23 protein-coding genes are annotated in these 24,060 nt (G+C 63.9%); 11 read left to right on the top strand and 12 right to left on the bottom strand.

Annotation, left to right across the window (positions count from 1 at the left end; genetic code table 11):
- Positions 1–476: 476 nt before the first annotated feature.
- The 5 genes from EAH89_RS10875 to cueR all read right to left on the bottom strand — a co-directional run bounded on the left by EAH89_RS10875 (position 477) and on the right by cueR (position 3,811).
- Positions 477–1,625, bottom strand: a complete 1,149-nt coding sequence (locus EAH89_RS10875; protein WP_161993546.1) for a TolC family protein — start codon at positions 1,623–1,625, stop codon at positions 477–479.
- A gap of 175 nt (positions 1,626–1,800) precedes the next feature.
- Positions 1,801–2,208 (bottom strand): FixH family protein, encoded by a 408-nt coding sequence (locus EAH89_RS10870; protein ID WP_140882862.1) that lies wholly within the window; start codon positions 2,206–2,208, stop codon positions 1,801–1,803.
- A 176-nt stretch (positions 2,209–2,384) separates the two neighbouring features.
- A complete protein-coding gene (locus EAH89_RS10865) occupies positions 2,385–2,753 on the bottom strand; it encodes a hypothetical protein (protein WP_140882860.1) in 369 nt (122 codons plus the stop codon).
- A 102-nt stretch (positions 2,754–2,855) separates the two neighbouring features.
- On the bottom strand, positions 2,856–3,323 hold the full coding sequence (locus EAH89_RS10860; protein WP_140882857.1) for a DUF411 domain-containing protein: 468 nt from the start codon (positions 3,321–3,323) through the stop codon (positions 2,856–2,858).
- Entirely contained in the window at positions 3,320–3,811 is a 492-nt protein-coding gene (gene cueR / locus EAH89_RS10855; protein ID WP_140882855.1) for a Cu(I)-responsive transcriptional regulator, read from the bottom strand. Before cueR ends, EAH89_RS10860 begins: the two co-directional genes overlap by 4 nt.
- A 269-nt stretch (positions 3,812–4,080) precedes the next feature.
- On the opposite strand from cueR, the gene EAH89_RS10850 reads away from it, so the two are divergent.
- Complete coding sequence (locus EAH89_RS10850) at positions 4,081–6,405, top strand: heavy metal translocating P-type ATPase (protein WP_277753804.1); 2,325 nt, start codon at positions 4,081–4,083, stop codon at positions 6,403–6,405.
- Positions 6,406–6,497: 92 nt separating this feature from the next.
- Here EAH89_RS10850 and EAH89_RS32150 read toward each other — a convergent pair whose 3' ends face one another.
- Positions 6,498–6,980, bottom strand: a complete 483-nt coding sequence (locus EAH89_RS32150; RefSeq protein ID WP_206667511.1) for a hypothetical protein — start codon at positions 6,978–6,980, stop codon at positions 6,498–6,500.
- 325 nt (positions 6,981–7,305) lie between these two features.
- Here EAH89_RS32150 and EAH89_RS10840 point away from each other — a divergent pair, with 325 nt between their 5' ends.
- From EAH89_RS10840 to EAH89_RS10825, 4 genes are all read left to right on the top strand, one after another.
- A complete protein-coding gene (locus EAH89_RS10840) occupies positions 7,306–9,567 on the top strand; it encodes a multicopper oxidase domain-containing protein (protein WP_140882851.1) in 2,262 nt (753 codons plus the stop codon).
- A gap of 20 nt (positions 9,568–9,587) precedes the next feature.
- On the top strand, positions 9,588–10,361 hold the full coding sequence (locus EAH89_RS10835) for a copper resistance protein B (protein WP_241666960.1): 774 nt from the start codon (positions 9,588–9,590) through the stop codon (positions 10,359–10,361).
- A 118-nt stretch (positions 10,362–10,479) separates the two neighbouring features.
- Positions 10,480–11,214, top strand: coding sequence for a response regulator (locus tag EAH89_RS10830; protein ID WP_140883089.1), 735 nt, complete (start codon positions 10,480–10,482; stop codon positions 11,212–11,214).
- Positions 11,202–12,566 (top strand): ATP-binding protein, encoded by a 1,365-nt coding sequence (locus EAH89_RS10825; RefSeq protein WP_140882846.1) that lies wholly within the window; start codon positions 11,202–11,204, stop codon positions 12,564–12,566. The genes EAH89_RS10830 and EAH89_RS10825 overlap by 13 nt, the downstream gene beginning before the upstream one ends.
- Positions 12,567–12,677: 111 nt before the next feature.
- Here the strand turns inward: EAH89_RS10825 and EAH89_RS10820 are convergent, their stop codons facing one another.
- On the bottom strand, positions 12,678–13,418 hold the full coding sequence (locus tag EAH89_RS10820) for a hypothetical protein (protein ID WP_140882845.1): 741 nt from the start codon (positions 13,416–13,418) through the stop codon (positions 12,678–12,680).
- 66 nt (positions 13,419–13,484) lie between these two features.
- Between EAH89_RS10820 and EAH89_RS31175 the strand changes: the two genes are divergently transcribed.
- From EAH89_RS31175 to EAH89_RS10805, 4 genes are all read left to right on the top strand, one after another.
- Positions 13,485–13,661 (top strand): hypothetical protein, encoded by a 177-nt coding sequence (locus EAH89_RS31175; RefSeq protein WP_161993545.1) that lies wholly within the window; start codon positions 13,485–13,487, stop codon positions 13,659–13,661.
- Positions 13,662–13,904: 243 nt separating this feature from the next.
- Complete coding sequence (locus EAH89_RS10815) at positions 13,905–14,111, top strand: heavy-metal-associated domain-containing protein (protein ID WP_161993544.1); 207 nt, start codon at positions 13,905–13,907, stop codon at positions 14,109–14,111.
- Between the two features lie 132 nt (positions 14,112–14,243).
- Positions 14,244–14,639: a copper resistance CopC family protein gene (locus EAH89_RS10810; protein WP_241666959.1), complete on the top strand. Its 396-nt coding sequence runs from the start codon at positions 14,244–14,246 to the stop codon at positions 14,637–14,639.
- Between the two features lie 161 nt (positions 14,640–14,800).
- The gene (locus EAH89_RS10805) at positions 14,801–15,523 is read left to right on the top strand and encodes a copper resistance D family protein (RefSeq protein WP_338325528.1); all 723 of its coding nucleotides are present in this window, start codon (positions 14,801–14,803) and stop codon (positions 15,521–15,523) included.
- Positions 15,524–15,965: 442 nt separating this feature from the next.
- On the opposite strand, the gene EAH89_RS10800 is transcribed toward EAH89_RS10805, so the two are convergent.
- The 5 genes from EAH89_RS10800 to copM form a co-directional block, all read right to left on the bottom strand.
- The gene (locus EAH89_RS10800; protein ID WP_140882837.1) at positions 15,966–16,460 is read right to left on the bottom strand and encodes a type II toxin-antitoxin system VapC family toxin; all 495 of its coding nucleotides are present in this window, start codon (positions 16,458–16,460) and stop codon (positions 15,966–15,968) included.
- Positions 16,457–17,206: a hypothetical protein gene (locus EAH89_RS10795; RefSeq protein ID WP_140882835.1), complete on the bottom strand. Its 750-nt coding sequence runs from the start codon at positions 17,204–17,206 to the stop codon at positions 16,457–16,459. Before EAH89_RS10795 ends, EAH89_RS10800 begins: the two co-directional genes overlap by 4 nt.
- 294 nt (positions 17,207–17,500) lie before the next feature.
- The gene (locus EAH89_RS10790) at positions 17,501–18,946 is read right to left on the bottom strand and encodes a calcium-binding protein (protein WP_140882833.1); all 1,446 of its coding nucleotides are present in this window, start codon (positions 18,944–18,946) and stop codon (positions 17,501–17,503) included.
- A 788-nt stretch (positions 18,947–19,734) separates the two neighbouring features.
- The gene (locus EAH89_RS10785) at positions 19,735–20,244 is read right to left on the bottom strand and encodes a DUF305 domain-containing protein (protein ID WP_140882830.1); all 510 of its coding nucleotides are present in this window, start codon (positions 20,242–20,244) and stop codon (positions 19,735–19,737) included.
- A 124-nt stretch (positions 20,245–20,368) separates the two neighbouring features.
- Entirely contained in the window at positions 20,369–20,701 is a 333-nt protein-coding gene (copM, locus tag EAH89_RS10780; RefSeq protein WP_241666971.1) for a CopM family metallochaperone, read from the bottom strand.
- Positions 20,702–21,244: 543 nt separating this feature from the next.
- On the opposite strand from copM, the gene EAH89_RS10775 reads away from it, so the two are divergent.
- Positions 21,245–21,532, top strand: a complete 288-nt coding sequence (locus EAH89_RS10775; protein ID WP_338325527.1) for a DUF2933 domain-containing protein — start codon at positions 21,245–21,247, stop codon at positions 21,530–21,532.
- 2,377 nt (positions 21,533–23,909) lie between these two features.
- Complete coding sequence (locus EAH89_RS31170; RefSeq protein WP_161993543.1) at positions 23,910–24,056, top strand: hypothetical protein; 147 nt, start codon at positions 23,910–23,912, stop codon at positions 24,054–24,056.
- Positions 24,057–24,060: the final 4 nt, after the last annotated feature.

Here is a 24,060-nt window from a genome sequence, read left to right as displayed (position 1 = left end):
CTGTGGGGATGCGGGAGCGGGCGCCGGTGGGGACGCTGGCGGAGCAGCAGTATCCTCATAGACCGGAGTGAAGTCCCTTCCGTTGGCAGTCTTCCTGGGCGTCGCGGAGTACTCGGGCTTGCCTGAGGGGTCCTGGTAGTAGAGAGCGGGACGCCCTGGAGACGCCGACGCCGGGGGCATGGAGAGCGACGGCGTCGGAGTGGCGTTGGTTGGCGAGGGCGTGGCGGGTGTCTGTTCGCTCTCGTCGTAGACGGGAACGTAGTCCCGACCCTGGGCGTCCTTCTTTGGAATTGGCGAGAAGTCCGTGCCACCGCCGGGTGCCTGATAGTAGAGGGGCTGCCGGGCTGGTGAGGATGACTGCGCCAAGGCGGCCCGCGTCACGGCAGGGGTGAACTCTCCTCCACCCAACCAATAGGCGCCGAGGGTAGCTGTTCCAGCGAGGAGGACCCCGCCCGCTAGGATGAGGGGACGTGTGCTCATAGATCGCCCCCGATCAGGCGCTCGATGGTGGCGATCTGACGCTGGGCATCGAACTCAGTGGAGAGAAGCTGCAGGCGGTAGCCGACGAGGTCGGCCTGCGCTCGCAAGACCGTCGCGAGGTCGACCTTGCCCTGGGAGTATCCAGCCGTGCCGGACCGCACGAGTGCCTCGGCCTGAGGTAGGAGGCGCCGCCGGATAAGGTCGATGGTCTGGCGACTACCCTCTGCACCTGCCGCGGCATCGGCGAGATCGCCCTGGATCTGCTGTTCCCGGGCACCGAAACGAGCTCGGGCGGCGTTCGCTTGAGCGGTGGCCTCCCGGGCCTGGGCGTCTCGTAAGCCCCACTGGAGCGGCACCCTCATGCCGATCCACGCCTGATACCCGGTTGGGCCGTAGCTTCCCCGGTCGATGGCCCCTGCGCCTACGGTGACGTCTGGATACCAATTCCTGTCGGTCAGAGCCCTGTTTACGTCGGCGCCGCTGATCGCGGCCGCGTCCGCTGCCAACGCCGGACTGACCTGCCGGGCACGGGCAGCGAGGAGGGTGACGTTCAGTACCCGTGGGTCGGGAAGCGGCCGCAGCCGTTCCGGTGCCGCCAGGGCGGCGTCTGCCCTGCGGTTCAGGAGGGCATTCAGCTGACCTCGAGCACTGCGAAGGGAGGCCTCGAGGCGTAGGACCTCGGCTGCCACCCGTGTGGCCTCGACCTCGGCGCGGATGACCTCTCCCTGTTCGCCGCGGCCTCCTGCATAGCGATCACGGGAAACCTGGGTGATGCTTGTCATCGCCCGCTGTTGTTCTGAGATCCGCCGGACGGCTTGGTAGGCCGTGTAGTAGCGGGCGAAAGCCACCTTTACCTTTTCGACCAGTTCAACATCGGCCGCCTGACTCTGGGCTGTCATCTGGTCGACCTCGGCACGGGCACCCTGGCGCCTGAGGTCACGTCTGCCCCAGAGTGGGATCTCCTGCTCGAAGCTGTAGATCATCTTGTTCCGACGCGGCCCGGTCGGCATGTCGATCTCATCCGACATCACCCGGACGGTGGGATCGGGAAGTGATCCGGCGATTTCGACATGCGCCCGTGCGGCGGCTGTATCGAGTGCTCGTGCGGCAAGATCGGGGCTGAGTTGCCGGGCAGCACTGAGCACGCTCTCCAGGGTAGCCCCAGGGAGAACTCCGCCCTGGGGCTGCTGGCCCGTTCTGGACTGGCCGAAGCCTGGTCCAGCCAAGACGGTGAGTGTCAGCCCGACGACGAGGACCACACCCAGCTTGCGCCAGGCGCGGACCAGAGGGCGCGTCGCCCCCCATGACGAGTGGGACATCTCATCGGGCCGCGTTAAAGGTGACCGTGGTACGAACGGTCTCGGCCTCGCCCTGTACCTTGGCGGCAAGCGCTAGGGCCCAACTTCCGGCCATGCCGGTCTCGATGACGAAGCGATAGGTGCCCGCTTGCTGTCCAGGCTGGGGGGCAACATTGCCGGTCATCGTCGGCATGCCCGAGGGTGCCATGTCAGCCCTGGTCTGGAAGATGACCGCGTCCGGTACAGGACGGTTGGCTGGCACCTGCAGCAGGCGGACTGTGACATCGGTCTTGCCGGGGCCAGCGGCTCGGGCGCTGACCACCTCGAAGCGGTAGTCCGCTGCGGCAGCAATAGCGCCCGAGGTCATCAGAGCGGGCGTGGCTGCGGTGACGGCGCCCACTACGGCAGCGCGCAAGAGCTTGGAGAACATCGTCGTGTCCCATTCCGTGGGCCACCCGCATTGAAGGCGAGCAGCCGATATTGTCTGGAACCCGCTCCATCCCTGACGACAACCACGCAGAAGACAGGATTGTCCGCCGAGAGGTAGCCAATCAGAGATCTGAGCAGGGAAGAGCCGCCACAGCCCGAATCCGGGCGCGGCTCAGGTCAGACGATGCGGATGGGAGGTCCAACGATGGGTTCGGGCGAGACGCCCTCGGAAAAGCCGATCTCAGGCCAGTAGGAGATCGAGTCCCAAACAAAGCGTTCAGCCGCACGCGTGGGCAGCGCGGGGAGCGCCACCGTGAAAACGCAGCCCAGGTCCGTCATACAGCCCGGCACCTGGTCATTGCAGGGCGGTGCGGAGGTCTCGTGACACGGCATCGAGGCGCCGCTGTCTCCTGCGTCGTCAGCCATCATGGTCATGCCGACCGGAGCCGCCTTGGCGGAGAACGGCAGGTTCTGTACCAGACCGGCACCCAGGAAGGCGCAGATCGTGACGACAACAATGACCAGCCTGGAGAGGCGAGACGACATGATGTCAGCTTAGTCCCGGACAGGCGGAAGTTAAAGAACTCTGCCAAGGAGCAATCCAGCCCAGCATCGCGCGAGCGCGCCGGGCTGGAGAAGCAGTGGGGGTCAATGACGTGCCCAGATCCGGTTACCGCCAACCCCACCAAAGGCAACTACCTGATAGGGAGTGCCCGGGATGTCCATTCCCGGCGAGGACGGCGGCATCCCCGGTGCAGCCAACCCCACGGCGCGAGGGCGCTCCAGGAGCAGGCGGCGGACGTCGCCCGCGGGGACATGCCCCTCGATCACGTAGCCGTCCACCACGGCTGTGTGGCATGACTGGAGGGCATCTGGGACGCCTCTGGCGGTTTTGATGGCCGCGAGGTCACCGACGTCGTGCACGGTCGCTTGGAAGCCAGCGGCGCGCATGTGCTCTACCCAGCCTTCGCAGCAGCCGCAGGTCGCGTCCTTCCAGACCTCGATCGGGGTGCCCTGAGCTGCGCGAGTAGACGCGAGCGGTGCGGCTGCGGCGGCTAGGCCGAGGCCCAGGATCCAACGCCTGTTGGACAATGGCGGTGCGGAAGTCTCGCTCATGACATAGCTCCCTGATTGGCTCGGTGCGCCGTGGCACCTGGTGCTTCACGTCTCGCTCGCTGCCCCTTTGCCGATGCGCTCGGGGCAGCAAGATCACTGCTTCCTTCGGCGATCTCGTCCAGAATGGGGCACTCTGGCCGGTGATCACCGTGGCAGGCCGCTGCCATGCCCTCCAGCGCCTCGCACATCCGTGTCAGCTCCCCGATTTTGGCCCTGAGCTCCGCCGCATGCTCGGTCGCGATCCGCTTTACGTCGGCGCTCGCCCGATCCTCGTCTTGCCAGAGACCGATCAAGAGCTTGATCCGGTCGAGCGGAAGTCCGAGGTCGCGCGCCCTCCGAACGAACTTCAGGGTTTTGACGTCAGCCTCGGAGTAGACCCGGTAACCAGCCTCTGTTCGCCCTGCCCTCCCGAGGAGACCGATGCTCTCATAGTAACGCAACATCTTGGCCGAGACGCCGGACGCTCTGGCCGCCTGTCCGATCTGCATCTTCTACCTCCACCCGGACCATCCAGCCCCGATGCCGCAGAGATGGGGTTTCCCACTGTGGGAAGGTCAAGCCCCAAGTGATCGAGGGGTCAGACCAGACGGCACTTGACCTTCCCACGATGGCAAACCCCAGCTTTGGAGCCTCGTCACAGCGGCTCCTCCAGGAGCGAGCTGAACCAGGAGCGGCAAAGATGAGCGGTCAGCACTCCGGTCACGGACACGCACACGGCCATCAGCACGGACCAGGCTGCCACCACAGCCACGGCGCCATGGCTGCCAACGACGGGAAGGTCACAGATCCTGTCTGCGGTATGAAGGTGGATCCAGCGACCTCCAAGCACCGCCTGGAGCACGGAGGGACCACCTACCATTTCTGCTCCTCGGGATGCCGAACCAAGTTCGAAGCCGACCCTGGGAAGTACCTCGCTCCGAAGGTGGCCACGGCGCCGACCACTGCCCCGAAGGGCGCCATCTACACGTGCCCCATGCACCCTCAGGTCCGGCAGGAGGGACCGGGCAACTGCCCCCTTTGCGGCATGGCCCTCGAACCCCTTGAGGTCACGACAGAGGCCGGACCTAACCACGAGCTGATCGACATGACCCGGCGGATGTGGATCGGCCTCGCCCTGACTATTCCGGTCGTCATCCTTGAAATGGGCGCCCACATTCCCGGGCTCGGCCTGCACAACCTGATCTCGCCGACCGCGTCGACGTGGCTTCAGTTCCTGTTCGCGACGCCCGTGGTCCTCTGGGCGGGATGGCCCTTCTTCGTGCGTGGCTGGCAATCGGTCCTGGCCCGCAGCCTCAACATGTTCTCGTTGATCGCCCTCGGAACAGGGGCTGCCTACCTCTACAGCCTGGTCGCTACCTTTGCCCCTGGCGTCTTCCCCGAGGGCTTCCGCGGTATGGGCGGCACGGTGGCCGTCTACTACGAGGCCGCAGCCGTCATCACCGTGCTGGTCCTCCTTGGCCAGGTGCTGGAACTCCGTGCCCGGGAGCAGACCGGCGGCGCCATCCGCGCCCTGCTGGATCTCGCGCCCAAGACTGCCCGCCGCATCCGTCCAGATGGCGCGGACGAGGAGGTCAACTTGGCCGACGTGCAGTTGGGTGACCGCCTGCGGGTCCGCCCCGGCGAGGGCGTACCCGTGGACGGCGAGGTCCTGGAGGGCAGCGGCTCGGTGGATGAGTCCATGGTCACCGGGGAGTCTCTGCCTGTTGAAAAGGAGCCTGGCTCCAAGCTCATCGGCGGCACCGTGAACGGCACCGGATCCCTGGTGATGCGCGCCGACAAGGTGGGCTCGGACACCATGCTCTCCCGCATCGTCGCCATGGTGGCGGAAGCCCAGCGCAGCCGGGCTCCCATCCAACGCATGGCCGACCAAGTGTCTGGGTTCTTCGTCCCCGTGGTCATCGCCGTGGCAGTCGTCGCCTTCATAGCCTGGGCCGTCTGGGGCCCATCACCGGCGCTCTCCTACGGGCTGATCGCTGCCGTCTCCGTACTCATCATCGCCTGCCCTTGCGCGCTCGGCCTTGCCACGCCGATGTCAGTCATGATGGGCGTGGGCAAGGGCGCCGGTGCGGGTGTCCTCATCCGATCGGCCGAAGCGCTTGAGCGCATGGAGAAGGTCGACACTCTGGTGGTGGACAAGACGGGCACCCTGACCGTCGGTAAGCCGGAGGTAGTCGCCGTAGTCCCTGGTCCAGGCCTCACTGAGGCCGAGGTTCTGCCGCTCGCCGCGAGCCTGGAGCGGTCCAGTGAGCACCCATTGGCCGCCGCGATTGTGGCCGCAGCTCACAAGCGCGGCGTGGAACTCCAGGAACCCGGCGACTTCGCCTCGATCACCGGTAAGGGTGTCAGCGGTACCGTCAGTGGACGCCGGGTAGCTCTGGGTAACGCTCGCTTGATGAGTGACCTCGGCGTCGATCTCGGGGATCTAGCCGCCAGGGCTGATGACCTCCGCCAGGAGGGAGGCAGTGCTCTGTTCCTGGCCGTCGATGGAAAGCCGGGTGGCGTCATCGCGGTTGCTGACCCCATCAAGGAGACGACACCCAACGCCCTGAGGAGTCTGCGCGCCGAAGGCATCCACATCGTCATGCTGACCGGGGACAACGCCACCACAGCGGCTGCCGTCGCCCGGAAGCTGGGCATCGACGAGTTCCAGGGGGACGTCCTCCCCGAGGACAAGCACCGCATCGTGCGGGAGTTGAAGCAAAAGGGGCGAGTGGTCGCCATGGCGGGCGACGGCGTCAACGATGCGCCAGCTCTGGCCGAAGCAGATGTAGGCATCGCCATGGGGACGGGCACCGATGTTGCGATGCAGAGCGCTGGCGTCACCCTGGTAAAGGGAGACCTCGCGGGTATCGCGCGGGCCCGCACCCTCAGCCACGCGACCATGCGGAACATACGGCAGAACTTGTTCCTCGCGTTCGTCTACAACGCGCTTGGAGTGCCACTTGCCGCCGGGGTGCTCTACCCGCTCCTGGGTACCCTGCTCAGCCCGATCGTCGCCGCGCTGGCCATGGCGCTGAGCTCCGTCTCGGTGATTGGCAACGCCTTACGGCTCAGGGCAGTCAAGCTCGACGGTCTGAGGTGACGACCCTGGGAAGGGTGGGTAAGGTGTTCGGGCCGCCACGCAATCTCGATGGAGCGTGGTGGCGGCCAGACCGGCCGCCACCACAACCGGGATCAGCGAGCCCGGGTGCCGCGCTGGGTGCCGGTGGAGCCGCCCATCTGGTCGCAGTGCGCCATCATAGCCTGCATATCCGAACTCATGCTGGCACCCGCCCTCATCTGCTGACGCATCTCAGCGCAGTGAGCCATCATTTGTTGCATGTTCATGCCGGACATGCTGTGGCCCTGCATACCACCGCCCTGCGCGCTGCTGCCGCTCATGCCCGGCATGTTGGAGTGGTCCATGCCCTGCATGCTGCCTCCCCGCATACCCGGCATGTTGGAGTGATCCATGCCCTGCATGCTGCTCCCCTGCATGCCCTGAGGGCTCGACGCGGGCATCGCCGTAGACCGCCCCGCAGGCTGGATCGACAGGTCGGTCGCCGGAGGGGCCGAAGCCTGCGGCATCGCCTGCTGCGCGCATGCAGTGGCGCCAAGAGCCAGCGTCAGGCCGAGAACCAACTTGGTATTCCGAAATCCACGCGAAGCGATTTGCATGCTTCCTCCTCCTGGCCCTGCCGCGCCGGACCGCGCTGGCCAACATCCTCGGAATCCCGCGTCCGGCGGGAGCAGACTACTGAGCCACGACAGGGGCGCTTGGCCCTGCCTGAACAGGTAACGCGCCTCGGTGCGGCTCGGTCGGAGGGTACACGCTGCCTGCGGTGCCGTCCTCGATCCAGAGCAGCGGCAAATCTTTCATTTTATGTCCGAAGCCAGTCCGTCATTGCTGGAGCAGACGGCAGAGTTGATATCAGGCCCAACTGGTTTGACGCCCTGATCCAGTGGTCCTGGGCGCCACCTGAGTTAAGAGGAGTAGACGAGCATGGCTGAGTTCTCCCTATCGCGGCGCAGCATGCTGGCGGCAGGTATCGCCGCCGTTGCCGCTCCTGAGGTGTCAGGCGCTGCTCTAGCGCAGCCGAGCATCGGGCGTTCGCTGCCACGCGAGTTCAACCTCGCCATCGAGCACGTGAGCCTGAACATCACAGGACGGTCGCGCTCAGCCATCGCCATCAACCGTCAGGTTCCCGGCCCCGTTCTGAAGTTCCGCGAGGGCGAGGAGGTCGTCATCAACGTGGCCAACCAGCTGCGTGAGGAGACCTCCGTTCACTGGCATGGTCTCATCCTCCCCAGCGAACAGGATGGCGTGCCCGGCATCAGTGATGGCTTCCAGGGGATTGCGGCGGGCCAGACGCACCAGTACCGGTTCCCCCTCGTGCAGTCCGGCACCTACTGGTACCACAGCCACTCGGGCACCCAGGAGCAGGCTGGTTTTTATGGACCGCTGATTATCGAGCCAGCCCGTCCTGATCCATTCGGCTACGACCGCGACTACATCATCCAGCTCTCCGACTGGACTGACGAGAACCCGCACCGCGTCATCCAGAACCTCAAGCGGGATCCCGGTTACTATAATTACAACAAGCGCACCGCAGCGAGCTTGGCGGCGGAGTTAGCGCGTGCCCCGAACGCAGCAGCCCGCGAAGCCGTTATCCGCGACCGGATGATGTGGGGCCAGATGCGGATGGACCCGACCGACATCGAGGACGTCACCGGCTACACGTTCCTGGTGAACGGCCGCACGCCCCAGCAGAACTTCACGGCGGTCTACCGTCCCGGTGAAACCGTCCGCCTGCGCTTCATCAACTCAGGCGCCATGAGCCATTTCGACGTCCGCATCCCTGGACTGGAGATGACCGTGGTCCAGGCGCACGGCAACAACGTGCAGCCGGTGCCCATCGACGAATTCCGCATCGCACCCGCCGAGACCTTTGACGTCCTCGTGCGCCCCACCAATGGGCGCCAGTTCCAGATCCTTGCGGAGTCCATGGGTCGTCAGGGGTTTGCAAGCGCGAGCATCGCCACCCAGGAGGGGCTGCCGATGGTGGCCCTGCCGCCTCACCGTGAGCGTCCGCTCCTGACGATGGCCGACATGGGTGGCGACTACGGGCCCAAGGGGCTGGATCGCGGCACCCTGCGTCCTGAAACCGACCGGCCTGGTCAGATCGCTCCCATGGGATCCATGGGAGACATGGGCGGTATGGACCACTCCGGCATGTCTGGGATGTCCGGCATGGGCGCTGGGGGCAGCATGCAGGGCATGGATCATTCCAACATGCCCGGGATGACTGCCCCGCCCGCAACTGGGCGCGGAAGGGCGGCCGCGGCACCCTCTGACGCTCCCGCCATGGACCACTCGAACATGCCAGGGATGGGGCGGAGATCATCTCTGACCACCGACTCCGGCTTCCAGCTGGCCTCCGCGCGCTTGCCGCTGGCGTCCGTGCAGGGTGCGGGTGGCTTTACCCTTGCTCAGGCCAGCCAGGGGCAGAGCAGCATGCAGGGTATGGATCACTCCACCATGCCCGGAATGGACCACTCGAATATGCCTGGCATGGGACAGCAGCGCCCGGCGCCGCAGACTCCGCCGAGCAGGCCTCAGGGACGGCAGAACCAGCAGCCAGCGCCCAGGCGCGACCAGCGCAGTGCGGCTCCGGCCGCCCCCGACCATGCGGCCATGGGGCACGGCGCACCAGGCACGGGGCAGGTAGGCCAGGTCGATATGTCGGCGGCCAACGCTCATGCTGGTCATGGTGGGATGGCGCCACCCGACGCGTTCGCCGTGAACACTGGGGCGCCTCCCGGCACCCGCGTGCTCACATATCGGCACCTCAAGGCGCTCGCGAACCCCTATCCCGTGCGGGAACCCAACCGGATCATCGAGGTCCGCTTGACCGGAAATATGGAGAGATATTTTTGGGCGATCAACGGCAATCGGTTCAGCGAGGCGCAGCCAATTTCCCTGGTTCTCGGAGAGCGGGTGCGGCTTCGCTTTATCAATGAGACCATGATGTCCCACCCCATGCACTTGCATGGCGTCTGGATGCAGCCGCAGGTCGGCAATGGTGCTCAGAACCCCCTGCTGCATACCGTTGCTATCCGGCCGGGCAGCACCATGGACGTCGACGTGGAGGCGGATGCCGAGGGCGGGTGGGCATTCCACTGCCACATGCTCTTCCACATGGAGACGGGAATGATGCGCAAGGTTGAGATCCGGCGCTCGCCGCGCGTCGCGTCTGCTGGTTGATGGTTATGGAGCAAACATCGGTGCGCCGCTCGTTCACGACCCTCCTTTCTCTTCCGGTCCTGCTCAGCCTGTTTGGTGTGGGAGAGGCTTCAGCGCAGCAGGCAGCCTCGCAGAACGCAGTTCGCGATCCAGGTGCCCATGCCATGGCCTCCCATGAGATCTATTACGGCGCTGTGCTGTTCGAGAAGCTGGAGTGGGGCGTCGGCCTGAACGGCGCACCCAACATCGCGCGTTGGGATGGGCAGGCTTGGTACGGCACGGACTACGACAAGGTGTGGGTGAAGACCCAGGGCGAGCTTGAGCGTGGACGCAGGGCTGAGAACGCGGAGGTCCAGCTCCTCTACTCCCGGCTGCTCGGCTACTACTGGGATTTCCAGGCCGGTGTGCGGTATGACCCTCGTCCCAGGCCGGATCGCACCTACGGTGTGATCGGGATTCAGGGCTTGGCGCCGGGCCTCTTCGAGGTCGACCTGCAGGCCTTCGTAAGCGAGAGGGGCGACCTCTCGGCACGCCTTGAGGCGTCCTACGACCTCTACGTCACGCAGCGGCTGGTGTTCCAGCCCAACGTCGAGATCAACGTTGCAGCCCAGCGGGTCCGGGAACTCGGCGTCAACAGCGGTGTCAGCGATATCGAGGCGGGCTTCCGGCTCCGGTATGAGTTTACGCGTGAGGTCGCTCCCTATGTTGGTGTCAACTATACGCGCCGTTTTGGTGAGGCAGCGCGGTATGTCCGGGACGAGGGCGGCAAGGCAGAGTCGTTTGAGTTCCTTACGGGCGTCCGGCTCTACTTCTGAGCTGGGCCACGCCGATGAGGGAGCTTTGCGGTCGCCCGGAAACCAGGGGAGCAGCACGGTGAGCGACCGTGCAGGAGGCACCCCCCCTCGGGGTGTGTCGGCAACTGATCTCCCACCGATGTCTGGGGAAGGGCGGCATATCCTTGTCGTCGAGGATGACGGCGAGCTGCGCAAGCTCTTGGTCTCCTTGCTCCGCCGGAGTGGGTTTCGGGTCAGCGGGGCGCGGGACGGCATCGAGATGCGCCGTCTTCTCGCCTCGGCTCCTGTCGACCTCGTTGTGCTCGATGTCATGCTGCCAGGGCGTTCAGGCTTTGAACTCTGCCGGGATCTCCGCGCAGAGGGGCGGATTCCAATCATCTTGCTGACAGCTCTCGCGGAAGCCTCTGACCGGGTGATCGGGCTGGAGTTGGGTGCGGATGACTTCGTGGTGAAGCCCGCGGACCCACGCGAGCTAGTGGCGCGCATCCGTGCCGTCCTTCGTCGGGTCGAGAGCCCCGAAGGACCCCACGGCGGCGAAGGGCGGGAGGTAGCTCGCTTTGCCAAGTGGTCTCTGGACACAAGGCGGCGTGAACTGCTCCGGCCAGACGGCGTGGTCGTGGAACTGACCAGTGGCGAGTACGATCTCCTCCTGGCGTTTGTGGAACGCCCTCAGCGCATCCTAACCCGTGACCAACTCCTCGATCTCGCCCGGAACCGCCCATACGGTGGACTGGACCGGTCCATGGACGTTCAGATCAGCCGCCTGCGAGCCAAGCTGGGTGCCAGGCCGCATGAGGAAGGGGAACCCGGTCTGATCAAGACGGTTCGGGGTGTTGGCTACATGCTGTCGAGCCCTGTGGAATGGACGGGGTGACCCGGCTTCTTCCCCAGTCTCTGGCTGCCCGCACTCTCGCGGCGCTCACGATCGCCTTTGCCGTACTCTTCGCTGCTATGGTTGGGCTCCACGATGTCCTGTTGCGGAAGGCCGTAGAAAACGGGACGGAGGAGTTGCTGGCGCAGCGGCTCTCGATCCTGATCGACGCCGTTGCAGCCGCACCCAGAGCAGACCGTGACCAGCTTGCGCACGCCTTGTCGCGCGCAGATCTGACGGTGCACTGGCGGCGGAACACAGGACCTACTCCAGAGCACCCCACGGCTGCCAATTGGGAGTCGGTTGCGGCCAGGACCAAAGCTCTTTCCGGTCTAACCAGAGAGGTGCGCGTCCGCTCGGGTAGCCTCGACAATTCTTCCGCCAGCATCGCGGGTATTGGTGCCATAGCTCGCCTGGAGGACGGCTCCTGGCTCCAGGTCGAGATTGCCTCGTTCAATGTGTTGTCCACCGATCAGGCTGCCCTGCACTCTTATGCCGCGGCCATCGGTCTGGTCCTGCTCCTGGCGGTCGGCTTCGCCGCACGGTCGGTATCCGCTCCCGTCTCGGCTCTGGCCTCCACCGTGTCCCGGCTCGACCTCGAGAAGGAGATCCCAACGCTGCCTGCCTCCGGGCCTCGCGAGGTGCGGATGCTGGCTGAGGCTCTGAATGATATGGCCGCACGTACCCGCGATGCTTTTCGGCAGCGCACCTTGGCCCTTGGCGCCCTGTCCCACGATCTGATGTCACCCATTGCCCGGCTGCGCCTCAGGGCAGAGGACCTACCCGAGGAGGTCCGCGAACCCATTCGCCGGGATCTGGCGGAGATGGAGACCATGGTGTCCGATGTCCTCGCCTACCTGCGGGGTGGACATGGTGGTGAAGCCGTCCAGCCGCTCGTCGTGACAGCCCTGGTTCGAACGGTAATCGATGAGTTCACGGATGCGGGCACCCCGATTGAGGAAGGCCGCATGGACGAGAGTGCGGTCATCCCTGCTAGGCGAGTTGCCATTAAGCGCGCGGTGACCAACGTCGTCACCAACGCCATCAGGCATGGCCGTGAGCCCTGGGTCGAGGTGGTCGAAGCTGGAGATGACGTCCTGGTACGTGTCGGTGACCGAGGGCCTGGAATATCCATCCAAGATCTACCGCGGGTCACTGAACCCTTTTTCAGAGGCGACCCCGCTAGAACAGCAGGCCGGGGCGGTAGCGGACTAGGCCTCTCCACCACGCGGGCAATTGTAGAAGCCCATGGTGGGAGCCTCTTGATTGAAAGCGCTGCAGGCCAGGGAGCCGTGGTGACGCTTCGGCTGCCACGGAGACATGCTCGGGCTGAGACCTCGGTCGTGAACAGGTAATCGACCATGGCGCGCCCGTACTCAAGGCAGGGCACTGCTACAGTAGACGGTGGCCTACTGCGTTCGGCGGCGACAGCCATGGAGGCTTGATCCGGCCCGGGTTCGCTTGCCTCAGCTATTAACCCAGGTGCCTGGCGCCCGTGTTGGGGGTGGGCTGCGATCCCGTTGATCGGTGGTCCTATCGTAAACAGTCCCTTCATGCTCAAGCAGCTTGGCTGCCTCGTCTGGGCCAAGGTGACCGGCAACACAGAGGGAGACAGTCATCGAAAAGGATGACAGCACCTCATCAAGGATGATGTCTATTGGCGCATCGGCTTTGAATGTGGCGGCGCCGGACCGGCGCAAACGCTTGTCCGCGACGCTGTCGTAGTTCGCCGCCTCCATAGCCAACATGAATCTCCTCGCGAGAAGGTCGGCTGGAACGTGACGCTCGGCAGCGAGGACCCGGATATCCTGGGCTGCGGAGAGCTCTCCCAGGGAGAGGCGGCTGTCGGGCAGAAAGGTCGAGAGGTCCGCCGCGAGATGGAACCGGTCCACAAGGTGGATGAGGCGAAGAAATCCAAGGAAGGCACCATCGGCTGTGGGCACCACTATCGGTAGATGTCCACTGCGTTGAAGCAGCGCATTCCTCACCAGGGGTGTGATCGCAATGGCGCGGATAAAGTTGACACTCAGGACGGCTTCGGACATCGCCGCCAGCGCGGAGGGCTGAGAGGTCGATCCGGTTCGCTCAAACCAGCGAGCGACGGCGTGCCAACCGAACCAAGTTGTCACCGCGGCAGCAACTTTCTTGACGCGCTTCCCGGCGACGGCGACAGCGCTCTCGTACACCAGGCCGCGATCACCGCTCACTTCGTTTCCTAGCCTGAAGCGGTTAGGGCATGGATAGCTCCAGGTAGCGGCTGAGTGCTGTCTTCCATGCTTGACGACGGGTCGGGCATCGAGGTTCAGCTCAGCTATCCGGATGATGAGGCGACGTCCGGCGACAGAGTTGCGCCCGTTAGCCGCAGCAAAGGCTTCGATTGTGGGCGCGTTCTCTCTGCGACCCTGCGGGATTACCCGGAGCAGTTGCTCGGTCCGCCCAGCGGCAATTGAGCAGACGCCCATGGATCGGCACTCCTGATCTCCCTTACGTAACGACGTAGGTAGCGGAACGTGTGGCGCCGCGCTGATCTCAAATCTTGCGACTGACTCAGCGCAGTCCTGCCCGGTGCAAGCCTGCAAGGTTGGAGCGAGATCCCGGTGCACGTAGAAATTTATCGAGGAGTTCAAGCTGAGCTTGACCTTCCCACTATGGGAAACCCCATCTGTCTCCCTGCTCGAAAGGAGAGCACTACGATGGCTCGCATAGCGATTTCGAACATGAATTGTGGTGGCTGCGCAAAGGGGGTGACATCCACGGTAAAGGAGGCAGACCCTTCTGCGCAGATCGAGGTCGACCTGGATCGCAAGCAGATCGCGGTCACAGGGATCTCCAGTGATAGCAGCTCGCTGATCGCCGCCCTTCAGGCCGCTGGCTGGAAGGCGGAGATCGTAGCCGCCTGACGCTGTCGTTCTCCGGGTGACCGCGGCGGCAACAAATTGGTGCGGAAATCCGGCTGCCGTGGTGGGCCGGGCCGGTTATGAAAAGGGTGTGCCCGCATTCGTCTTCTTTCATGAAAGACGGGATTACGGGGCTTGAGCATTGGAGACATCATGCTTTCACGCTTCCACCTTCTCAGGAGCAGTTTGCTGGCGCTCACCCTTGCCGCGGTAACCCCGGCGGCAGCATCGGCGCACGCGATGCTCCACAGTTCTGACCCGGCGGACGGGGCAACCCTGCCTTCTTCGCCACGCGCCCTGAACCTGGCGTTCAGTGAGGAATGCCGGGTCACGGCACTGCGCCTGGTCGACGAGAGCGGCCGGGAGCACCAGGTGCGCCGAGAAGGAGGACGTGCGGCATCCAGCAAGGCTACCGCCACGGTGGCGGCACCCCTTCCTTCCGGTGCGTACCGGCTGGAATGGCGTGCCATGGGTGACGACGGGCATGTGATGAGCGGGACGGTCCGGTTCGCCGTGGCTGCCGCCCGGTGATTCTAGAGGTCCTGCGGCCCGAGCCAGAACTCCTCCGCGCAACGGCCGCAGCACTGAGGATCGCCTACTACGTTGCGTCCTTGGGAGCTGCTGGGCTGGCGATCTTCTCGCTCGGTTTTGGCAGTCTTCAGGACTCCCGTGACGTCGCGACCTGTCGCCAGATGACGTTGGGGATGGTGGTAATCGGCCTGGCTGCCAGCGGCGCCTGGCTGGCTTCTCAGGTCGCCCTGGCATCGGATGGGGACGTCTTCGACACCGAGATCTGGGGTGTGATGCTGACGTCCCGACCCGGGATCTCGGTCCTGCTAACCTGGGCAGGATTGCTCGCCATCGGGATCGCGACCCTGATAGGTCGGGGTGCAGTGATCCTGGGTGCTGTTGGCATCGTGGCCGTCGCAGGCAGCTTCACGGCGGTCGGACACACCACCCAGCATCAGCCACGCGCTCTGCTGGCGACCGCTCTAATCTTGCACCTCCTCGCAGTGTCCTTTTGGGCAGGAAGCCTGTGGCCCCTGGTCCTGGCCTCCAGGCGCGGTGGTCCCACGGCGGCTCGCCTCGTTGAGGGGTGGGCACGTGCTGCTGTGTGGATCGTGGGTGCACTCCTCCTTGCTGGTTCGATCTTGGCTTGGCTCCTGGTCGGGAGCCTGGAAGTGCTGGCGACCACGGCCTATGGCTGGGCTCTGATGATCAAGGTGGCGTTGGTGGGTGTGCTCCTCGGCTTTGCTGCTTGGCACAAGTTTCGGCTAACGTCTGCCCTCGCGGCAGATGCCCCTGGGTCTGGAGCTCGGCTCGCAGCCTCGATAGGCTGGGAGACCGTCGTCATGATCCTGGTGCTTTGGGCAGTAGCCGAAATGACCTCCACCAGTCCCCAGGGCGAGGGCTGAAGCTGCGTTGGCCGAGCAGACCCGGAAACACGGACCGCTCGGCCAACATCGGCCGCTTACCGTCGCTCTTGCAGTGGAGGGCACGTCGCCTTGATCCCGGGGGCAGTACAAGCGGTCACGCTGGGAGCCCTGATTTCTCTTGCCGCCGTCCAGATCCACCCTGGCTCTGCACAGTCCTCACGCCGGGCGCCTGAAGGTGGACAACCAGTAGGGGAAGTCGACCTGAACCGGTCCGTCGCACAACTGGTCGCGGACGGATGGAAAGTCGTTGGCGTCTCCCAAGCAGGTCCAATCCTGGCATATCACCTTGTCCAGGGAGGCAAGCTCGCGATCTGCTACCTTAACTTGGCGGAGACGCCGATGAACAGTTCGTGCCACCAGTTGACGACCGCATCATAGGCAAAGTTCCCGACAGAGTTGAGCGTCAGGGTGTTGGCCGGGATTAGGCTTCTGGTCGATCTACTACGTCTTGAACCGGTGGACGCAGATCCAGCTTTGGACTCACCACGAAGGGTCGGCATATCGCAAGTGCTGGCGATCCGATCAGACCGCTCTTGCTGAGAAGACCTTGGTCAAAGGTGTTGAGGCGGGCAACCTTGGTCGCCAGTGCAGTTGCCACGTGAATGGCATCCTTGGGGAGAACTCCATTGTCCCAGACGACCGATCGGGCATGCTCCGCGATGGTCCGGGTGACATTCTGGACGGCGATGTAGCTGCGCCGGAAGAAGCCCTCGACGTTCTCCCTGCGTGATCGATCGATTGGCTCTCGCCGTCGCATCGCCAGGACTTCGGCGATGGTCAACGCGCTAGTCACGATGATGACCCGACCAGCATCCGCCTCTTCCAGAACTTCACGGCACGCATCCACCTTGTCCGGCTCTGCTTGGAGCCAGCCTAGGAAGCAGTCGGAATCCCAGTAAACGCGTTCTCGGCTCACGCGTTTGCCCGCAAGATACCGCGCACCTGGTCATGCGTAGGAAGTTGTTGATCATCCGGAAACGGAACTAGGTCCTCCACCCGAACGCGGGCTATCTCTCCATCGCGCCGGTAGCTGATCGAGCCGAAAACCTCGACCCGCTTGCCAAACAGGGTCAGCGCATTGGACATCAGGTGCTCAGGCACGTCGCACCGTACTGGGCGGCCGAACAACGGTTCGTAGAGCACGATCCGGAAGCCTCCCGCCTCGGAAACGGTTCGCAAGTGCCCTTCAACGGAGCCTTGATCTGTATAGGCCTCGTTCAGCAGTTCCCGGACGTTATCCGCTAGGGACCCACTGATCGGGACAGGCACCTTCTGGCCCCAAACCGCAATTGTAAAATCACCCTCGTCGTGCGCTGGCGTAGTTCCAATCAGTCGCTTCAGGCAGAGAAGAGCACGATCGCTGAACCCTGGGGGTTCCTCCGCCGCCCTTTGGAGGGCTTCCAACCCAGCGACAATGACCCGGCGGGTACCTGTCGCCGTGGCCTGGGACAACCGTGGGCCAGGGAGCACGCCGACGAGGTTGCTGCCCTGCTTGACCTGGACGCGCCATTCAAGAGGCTCACCCTTTGCAGCCACGCCTTTTCCGACCTCACCAAGCAGGTCAAAGAAGGCTGCCGTCGCCCGCTGAAAACGATCGGGCGTGACGTCGCTGCCGCTGATCTCCAGCGTCAGGTCGGCCTCTATGTCAGCCGGTTTAGCCAAGCGCGCTGTCCTCCGAGAACTGGATTCTAGGCCGCGGCCGAGGCAGAACGCCAGAGATTAAGATTACCTGATCGGTCCGAGATCTCCGATCTCTATGTGCGAGGACTACATGCACGTCAGATAATGATCTCTACGGCCCTGGCGCTTTCGGCACGGGGCACCCGGTTTTTCCTTTCCCCTGATGGAGATCGCCACAAACCACCGGAGTAGCCGGTCAATGCCAGCGGTCCATGCTGCTACATGGACCACTGGCCGCATACGGCATCGGATGCCGTGCTGGGTCTGATGCCCAGACTAGGTAAAGAGGTAGTCCTGCTGCACCGCAGCCGCCTCAGCCCCATCCCGGAAGAGGTAGAGAGAACCCTGGTCCGTGATGCCAGGATCATTCGCGAAGGCACCACTCGCTCCGGCACCCGCGTTGAACATGAAGTCGTCCTGCGCCATCTCGCTCTTGGTCAGACCTGAGAGCAGTAAGGACCCCGCACCCTCATCAGTGGTCCAGCTAACCAACACGCCGTCGGCTGTATCGGCGACGCTGACCTCATCGGGGGTAATGTCACGGAACGCGATGTGATCGAATGCCCCAGGACCGGCATCAAAACCGCCAGTGACGACGTCATTGCCGCTATCCGGCGCCACGATGAACGCGTCGGCGCCATCTCCACCATTCAGGACATCATCGCCGCGCCCGCCCTCGATCATGTCGTGACCGGCACCCGCATACAGGGTGTCGTTGCCGTCCTCGCCCATGAGGCTGTCGGCCTGATCACCCCCGAAGAGCTGGTCCGCCCCCGCGCCGCCGACGAGGTGATCCTGACCCATCCCGCCGTCCAGGGTGTCGCTTCCGGCATCCCCGGTCAGGTCGTCGTCACCGGCTGCACCTGAAAACCGGTCATCTCCTTCCAGCCCGAAGTAGAAGTCGCGGGCCTCCGTACCAGCGAAGGCGTCTGCCCCGGCCGTGCCGACCTGCACGTTGAAGTCATCGAAGGAGACAGAGGTGGCTGGCGTCGTGCTCACACCGATCTCGGGCGCAGAGAGGTTGAAGCCCTCATCCACTGCAAAGCTGACCGAGGAGACATGGTCCGCATTGGGGTTGGCAGGCTGGAGCAGCATGCGGACGTCCGCAAACATGAAGTCGTCCTGGGCTAGGTCCGCCTTCTGAACACCGGCGAGCAGCACCGAGGCATTGCCATCATTCCAGCTGATCCTGACGCCAGCGAGTGTGTCCTGGAAGGTCAGCTCCTCGGGCATGATGTCGCGGAAGGCGATGTGGTCGAGGATGCCTGGCCCTGCTTGGAAGTCGCCGACAATGTCATGGCCGCTGGTGCGATCGACGATGAACGCGTCGCCGCCTAGCCCACCGAAGAGTAGGTCGTTGCCCGTCCCGCCCTCGAGATCGCCGTGACCCGTACCCTCGCTCAGTACGTCACGCCCGCCCGATCCCCGAAGCTGGTCGGCGGAGTCGCCGCCCACCAGGAGGTCGTTGCCTTCCCCACCATCGAGGTGATTCATGCCCGCACCACCGGCTATGATGTCGTTCCCTGCACCTCCAAGAAGGTCATCATTCTGGGCTTCCCCAATCAGGACATCCGTGTTCGCGCGGCCGAACTGGATGTCCATGGTGCCTGCCCCGGCGAGGAAGTTCAGCCCTGAATTGCCAATCTGCAGGTGGTAGTCGCCAAACGTCTGCTCCAGGCCATCGGCACTGCCAAGCTCGGAATGCACTGGGTTGTGCGCCATGACGGTTTCCTTTTGTACAGCGGGTGCGCGGACCTCCGAGGCGGAACTCAGGTTCGCACTTGACCAGAGGGTCAAAGAAAACGGGCAGCGGCGGGAGGGGATTGGGGTGTAATAAAACGATGTAATGTAAGATGCTGCGCTGCGCCGACACCGATCCGCAGTCTGTTACCGATCCCCCGATTGCAGATTATCTTATGACATCTCGTCGGAGGATATGGAACGCATCCGCACTAATATTGCGCATGCCAAGCACGGATACTTGTGGAGCGTCGCCGCATCAGGGCATTTGGTAGCAGCGGCTGCTTCGAAGTGATTGCGCGGCGTCTGGGATCGTGGGCCACCCTCATTCGACTTGACTGCCTCTGGCTTGCCCATTCAAGGCCATCCCCAGAGGCCAGGACCATGGGCAGCCTGCCGAGAGTAAGGCGGTGACCAAGCTCACCATCAGGGCGGCCCGCGTAGTCGGTCGTATATGGCTAGACGGTATTCCAGGCACTACCATCGTCAGCGCCAGACGGCGGCAGCGCACCGCATGCGGCAAAGCCCATGGCGATGAGAACAGGTTTCGCCGCCCCGGCGTTGTGAGGGAGGACGGCGGTGCCCCATGCTGAGGAGGCACCCGGCAGGACATGCAGATCCGGCCGGAGCGGCTCTGGGGTCACCTCGTGGTGTTCAAGGCAGACCGGACTGCTCCCCTGATAACATGCCGGTCTTCGCCCATGGCACGACACTCAGGTCCGCGCACACCCTCAGGGTGGCCAAGTGCTATTCTCGCTTTGTCGGTTTGATCAACGTGCTCCCGCATCGGCGCTCGCAATGCGCGGTGCCAGATCCGGTGCGTTGGGAGGTGTCGGGTTACGTTCGAGGTCCGCGATCAACTGCTTCATCTCAGCAATTTCCCTGACCTGGGCCACGATGATCTGGTCGGCGAGTTGGCGGACACGTGGGTCGCGGATGTGGGCCCGCTCGCTCGTCATGATTGCGATGGAGTGGTGCGGGATCATCGCCTTCATGTAGGCGACATCACCTACAGTTGCCTGACTGCGCACCAGGAAGAGGGAGGCCGCGAACACCACGATGCTTCCGGCGATGATCGCCAGGTTTGCACGCTTGTTCTGATACATCTTCAGCATGAACAACATCATGATGACAGCCATGGTGGCGCCCATCAGGAGGGCCATCCAGGTTCGCGTCTGGCTGTAGAACACATGCTCAAAGGCATAGGTGTTGAGGTACATCAAACCAAACATGATCACGGTCGACACCAGGATCATTGCACCGAAACGGGCGTAGCTCATCGTAACTTCCTCAAATGGCCGGGCCAGGCCGCTGGCACCTTGTTATCTCTGCCTGGCACAGCAGGGTCGCCGTCAGGGTGCCTTGAAACGACACCGGCTTGGTGATCCTGGCTGTCGAGCGCAGCTACCGGGAGGGGTGCCGCGACATCCAGGTCCTCAGGTCGGCGATTTCCTTCTGCTGCTTGTCGATGACCTCCTGAGCCGTCCGCCGCATCTCCGGGTCACGCCCATGCTCGAGTTCGACCCGCGCCATGTCGATGGCCGCCTGATGGTGCTTTGCCATCAAACTCGCGAAGTCATGGTCGGCGTTCCCGGTCATGGGGCCAGCCGCCATGTCGCGATTCATCTTCTCCATGGCCGCGTGATACCCGGCCGTGGCCCCTTGATGCCCGCCCTGCTGACCAGCGCCCTGGGCGACTGAGGGGACGCCCCATAGAAGCGGGAGTGCGAACGCCATGGCAGAAGTGGTTCGGATAACGTGGCCCCGTGTGCTCATTGAATGCTCTTCCTTCTCGTCTTTTCGATGGCGCCGTGTGACGGATCGAGCAAAGCCTCTCGCCGGAAGGGAGGGAGCAGCACGCGGTCTTACGCCCCGCTCCAGACCGCCTGCCCGTAACGCTCCGAAGCGGCGGCCCGGCAGGCGTGAAATTACATCATTTTGTTTCCTGATTCGCCGTCTGGGCGGCCTGCCGCGCCAGGGGACAAGCTGGTGGGTTACGCTCTTCCCCGGCAGGGCGTGCCCTCGATTACGAAGTACTCTGCATGTTCCGGCTGTTGAGGTGCGTCGTACACTTTCCGGGCCGAGGGGAGGCCGCACTGGGAGTGCGCCCTTGCTGCCAAAAAGGGTTATTCCGGGGCACCCCGAAGCGGGGTGCTTCTCGGTCCACCTTGCGGCGGCCCGTGCCGAGCTCGGCACCGAGCGTGGGGCGGGAGCAGTGCCGCGCGGACAGTTCTCCTGGCTTGAGCTGGATCAAGGCGGCGCGGGGCGCCACCGGAGACGATGTTGGAAGGCCGATCAAGCAGAACTGAGATGCACGAACATTCTGCGATCCGGTGGTGGCGCAGCAGGGGCGGCGTTGCCCTGGTCGCCTTCGGCTTCATTGTGGCCTTCTACGTCCTGCGTGAGCATTACGCGCTCGCCCTGGGTGTTCTTCCGTACCTCCTGCTTCTCGCCTGTCCGCTGATGCACCTGTTCATGCATCAAGGCCACGGCGGCCATAACGGTGGGACTGGCAGTCAGGCCGGGAGTGTCGTGCAGGATGCGCAGCAGCCGGGGGCCGGGCTGTAGCTCAGGAAATTCTCTCGGACGAGTTCCCGCGCAATGGCCCTGATCGGCCTCATGCCCTGACCAAGCGGGCAATGGCCTCCCGGCTGGTCTTGAGTTCACCGTGGGCAGGTACTGCGCCTGTAGGTCGGCGGCCCGCGAGAATGCAGGACGGGCCAGTTGCGCCCGCGCCTTGTCCTCACGGCCGTCTGGAGCGACCAGGAACATGCCCTCCGGCGCGTAGGCCTCAGGGCCGAGCGCAATGTCCAGCATACGCACCATGCCGGAAGAGACCGAGGCGCCCCTAACTACCAGAGGGCCGGTCAACAGCGCGGCTACCGGTGCAAATCCCCGGCTGTGACGGCGTAAACCAAGTCACTGCCGGGCTTATTGACATGATCAGGATCCACCTGGCGCGAGACGTGGCGCAGCAGCATCGACCTCTTTCGCCCTGGCTTGGGGGGCTACGGCATGCAGAGTCATTTCGTTCAAGCCGCTAACCACTGCCTCTAGTCCACCGGCGGGTTCTGACATGCATCTCTTGGCGTGGGTTTTTCAGCGATGGCCACCAGAGGGCCGTAGGAGGGCGCAGAGCCGTTCCTTGCGCGGGAGTGCTGTCGGTTACCCTCGGCTGGTCTGAAGCGCCCCAGCGGGCTCCTGAACGGCCTCTGAGGCCGTGCCTAGCACGCGTCCCGCCAGAAAGTCCCAGGCTTCACCGCTGCGGTGCCGAAGATGGCGTACCGAGACGGGCGTGCGGTGTGGCACATCCGGTTTCGATTTCGTCTCTTCAGGCTATGGCAGGGCCGATCCGGCGTATCTCGCGGCCCCTTGGAAACTGGATTTTTCCCCACGGAAGGCGGCATAGCCAAACCCCGGCGTGGCTTGAAGCTCCCCACTACGCCTCTCCCGTATGGCCGGTACGTCGCAGTCGGGTGGACAGATCCAGTTTGCGAGATGGCGCAACACCTTGCCTCAGCCGGATTGGCTTGGGTTTCCCAACCAGCGCTTCACCAACCAGAGGGGCACCCACCCAAGCGATGCCCGGCTGTCCTGACGATGGGAAGGAGCAGTTCCTCCCAGGGCAGACGGGTCAGCGTAATCCTGAGCCGAGCGTGGACTGATGCAGTCGACCGCGGCCGATGCGACCCGAAGGTTAGCCGGGGAAGGGGATGGGTCAGTAGCTTCGCCAGGACGTGAGCGAGACCCGGCCTCAAGCTCGTTTTAGGGTTCGGAGGTATGACCATCCCTGGTGCAGTGGTCACTCAGCACCACCGTCTCGTCCATTGTTGGGCTTCCCCGCACAGTGTTCAGTGCTTTTCAGGATCATAACTCGATCGGCCAAAATCGGCCAGCGATCGTCCCTGCCCACGGCTTTGTCGGCCGGGTGGTTGCCAATGGTTCGGGGCTGAGAAGGAGCAGGCCTAGGACCAGGGGGATCGATCCAGAGGTTTCGTCGAGCGCACTCCGGGATCCGCCAGGTGAGAATCTTCCGGGCCGTTCGATACAACCCGAGGTGACCTGATAGGCTCGCTTCCGAGCCGGGGACGTGGCGGGGCTTTACCGGCACGAAGGGTGTGTTGGGGCAGCTTCCCCGGCTCTCAGCCCTGCCTCCTCATCTCCTTTCGGCTATTCCTATCCTGTCCCTTGTGGTCCAACCACAATTCAGCAAGCAGGTCAGGAGCTGACTGATCAGGAGCAGTACCTGGCGGCGGAGTGCCCAGGATCGGTACCTCCCCCCCCTTTCTACCCGCACCTAGCCTCCGAAGCCTCAGGGCAGGTCTCCAAGCCCGCCTTCTCGCTTACTATTATTCAATAGATTCGGGCCTTGCAGGCCATTGAAAACAAATGAAAAAACGGGTATTTCAACTACACTTTGTATGAAGTTCACTACACTTTGTATTTCATCCACAGGTAAATGCCCAAAAAATAGGCGTTATTTTCAATCAATGGTTGTGGAAATTTCCCGCTCAGGTTGAGCAGCGAGAAGTCCGACGTGTGACGGTGGCTCCCGGTTTCTCGTGAGGGCATTCCGGTGCAGATTTCTTTCTACCAACCCGCTGCGGGGCATCATGTCGTGCTGAGATGCCCCGCCAAGGGGCTAGGACGGCCCTGCACCGCGTTTAGAGGGTGGCACGCCGGTATGGAGCCCGAAATGCACAAGCCCGCTCCTGCAGCGCTTTAGTGATCCTCCTCCTGGGTGGAGCGGAAGGCGCTTTCCGCCTGTCGGATTGTCCTACCCCGATCGGCGGACCAGCCATCCGAGTGCGGCGCACTTGGGCAACACCTGCGTTACCTCGTCGAGACCGGCGCTGTCGAGTTGCTGGCACCCTTCGCCATGGATCGGATCCGACAGCTTTAAGGTGGATCCCTGCAGGTCCTTGCACCGACGGCGAACGAGTTGATGCCGACGGGATGGAGATGGCCACTGGCCTGCGCACTGCTCTCGGAGATCGGGGGGGAGGTCACATTCACCGTGCTGTCCGGCGCGGCCGGGCTCAACGTGCTGATGGTGCTGGCCCTGGTGCCCGTGGCGCTCCGCTGCCGGTAGCAGG

Source organism: Muricoccus nepalensis, assembly GCF_006438825.1.
Lineage (GTDB): Bacteria > Pseudomonadota > Alphaproteobacteria > Acetobacterales > Acetobacteraceae > Roseomonas > Roseomonas nepalensis.
This window is presented reverse-complemented; position numbering and strand designations above follow the sequence as displayed.

Bases quoted from the DNA above. Each gene is read 5' to 3' on its own strand.
- EAH89_RS10870 (WP_140882862.1), bottom strand. From the start codon at position 2,208: ATGTTCTCCAAGCTCTTGCGCGCTGCCGTAGTGGGCGCCGTCACCGCA.
- EAH89_RS10865 (WP_140882860.1), bottom strand. From the start codon at position 2,753: ATGTCGTCTCGCCTCTCCAGGCTGGTCATTGTTGTCGTCACGATCTGC.
- EAH89_RS10860 (WP_140882857.1), bottom strand. From the start codon at position 3,323: ATGAGCGAGACTTCCGCACCGCCATTGTCCAACAGGCGTTGGATCCTG.
- cueR (WP_140882855.1), bottom strand. From the start codon at position 3,811: ATGCAGATCGGACAGGCGGCCAGAGCGTCCGGCGTCTCGGCCAAGATG.
- EAH89_RS10850 (WP_277753804.1), top strand. From the start codon at position 4,081: ATGGCTGCCAACGACGGGAAGGTCACAGATCCTGTCTGCGGTATGAAG.
- EAH89_RS32150 (WP_206667511.1), bottom strand. From the start codon at position 6,980: ATGCAAATCGCTTCGCGTGGATTTCGGAATACCAAGTTGGTTCTCGGC.
- EAH89_RS10840 (WP_140882851.1), top strand. From the start codon at position 7,306: ATGGCTGAGTTCTCCCTATCGCGGCGCAGCATGCTGGCGGCAGGTATC.
- EAH89_RS10830 (WP_140883089.1), top strand. From the start codon at position 10,480: ATGTCTGGGGAAGGGCGGCATATCCTTGTCGTCGAGGATGACGGCGAG.
- EAH89_RS10825 (WP_140882846.1), top strand. From the start codon at position 11,202: ATGGACGGGGTGACCCGGCTTCTTCCCCAGTCTCTGGCTGCCCGCACT.
- EAH89_RS31175 (WP_161993545.1), top strand. From the start codon at position 13,485: ATGCTTGACGACGGGTCGGGCATCGAGGTTCAGCTCAGCTATCCGGAT.
- EAH89_RS10815 (WP_161993544.1), top strand. From the start codon at position 13,905: ATGGCTCGCATAGCGATTTCGAACATGAATTGTGGTGGCTGCGCAAAG.
- EAH89_RS10805 (WP_338325528.1), top strand. From the start codon at position 14,801: ATGACGTTGGGGATGGTGGTAATCGGCCTGGCTGCCAGCGGCGCCTGG.
- EAH89_RS10790 (WP_140882833.1), bottom strand. From the start codon at position 18,946: ATGGCGCACAACCCAGTGCATTCCGAGCTTGGCAGTGCCGATGGCCTG.
- EAH89_RS10785 (WP_140882830.1), bottom strand. From the start codon at position 20,244: ATGAGCTACGCCCGTTTCGGTGCAATGATCCTGGTGTCGACCGTGATC.
- copM (WP_241666971.1), bottom strand. From the start codon at position 20,701: ATGGCGTTCGCACTCCCGCTTCTATGGGGCGTCCCCTCAGTCGCCCAG.
- EAH89_RS10775 (WP_338325527.1), top strand. From the start codon at position 21,245: ATGTTGGAAGGCCGATCAAGCAGAACTGAGATGCACGAACATTCTGCG.
- EAH89_RS31170 (WP_161993543.1), top strand. From the start codon at position 23,910: ATGCCGACGGGATGGAGATGGCCACTGGCCTGCGCACTGCTCTCGGAG.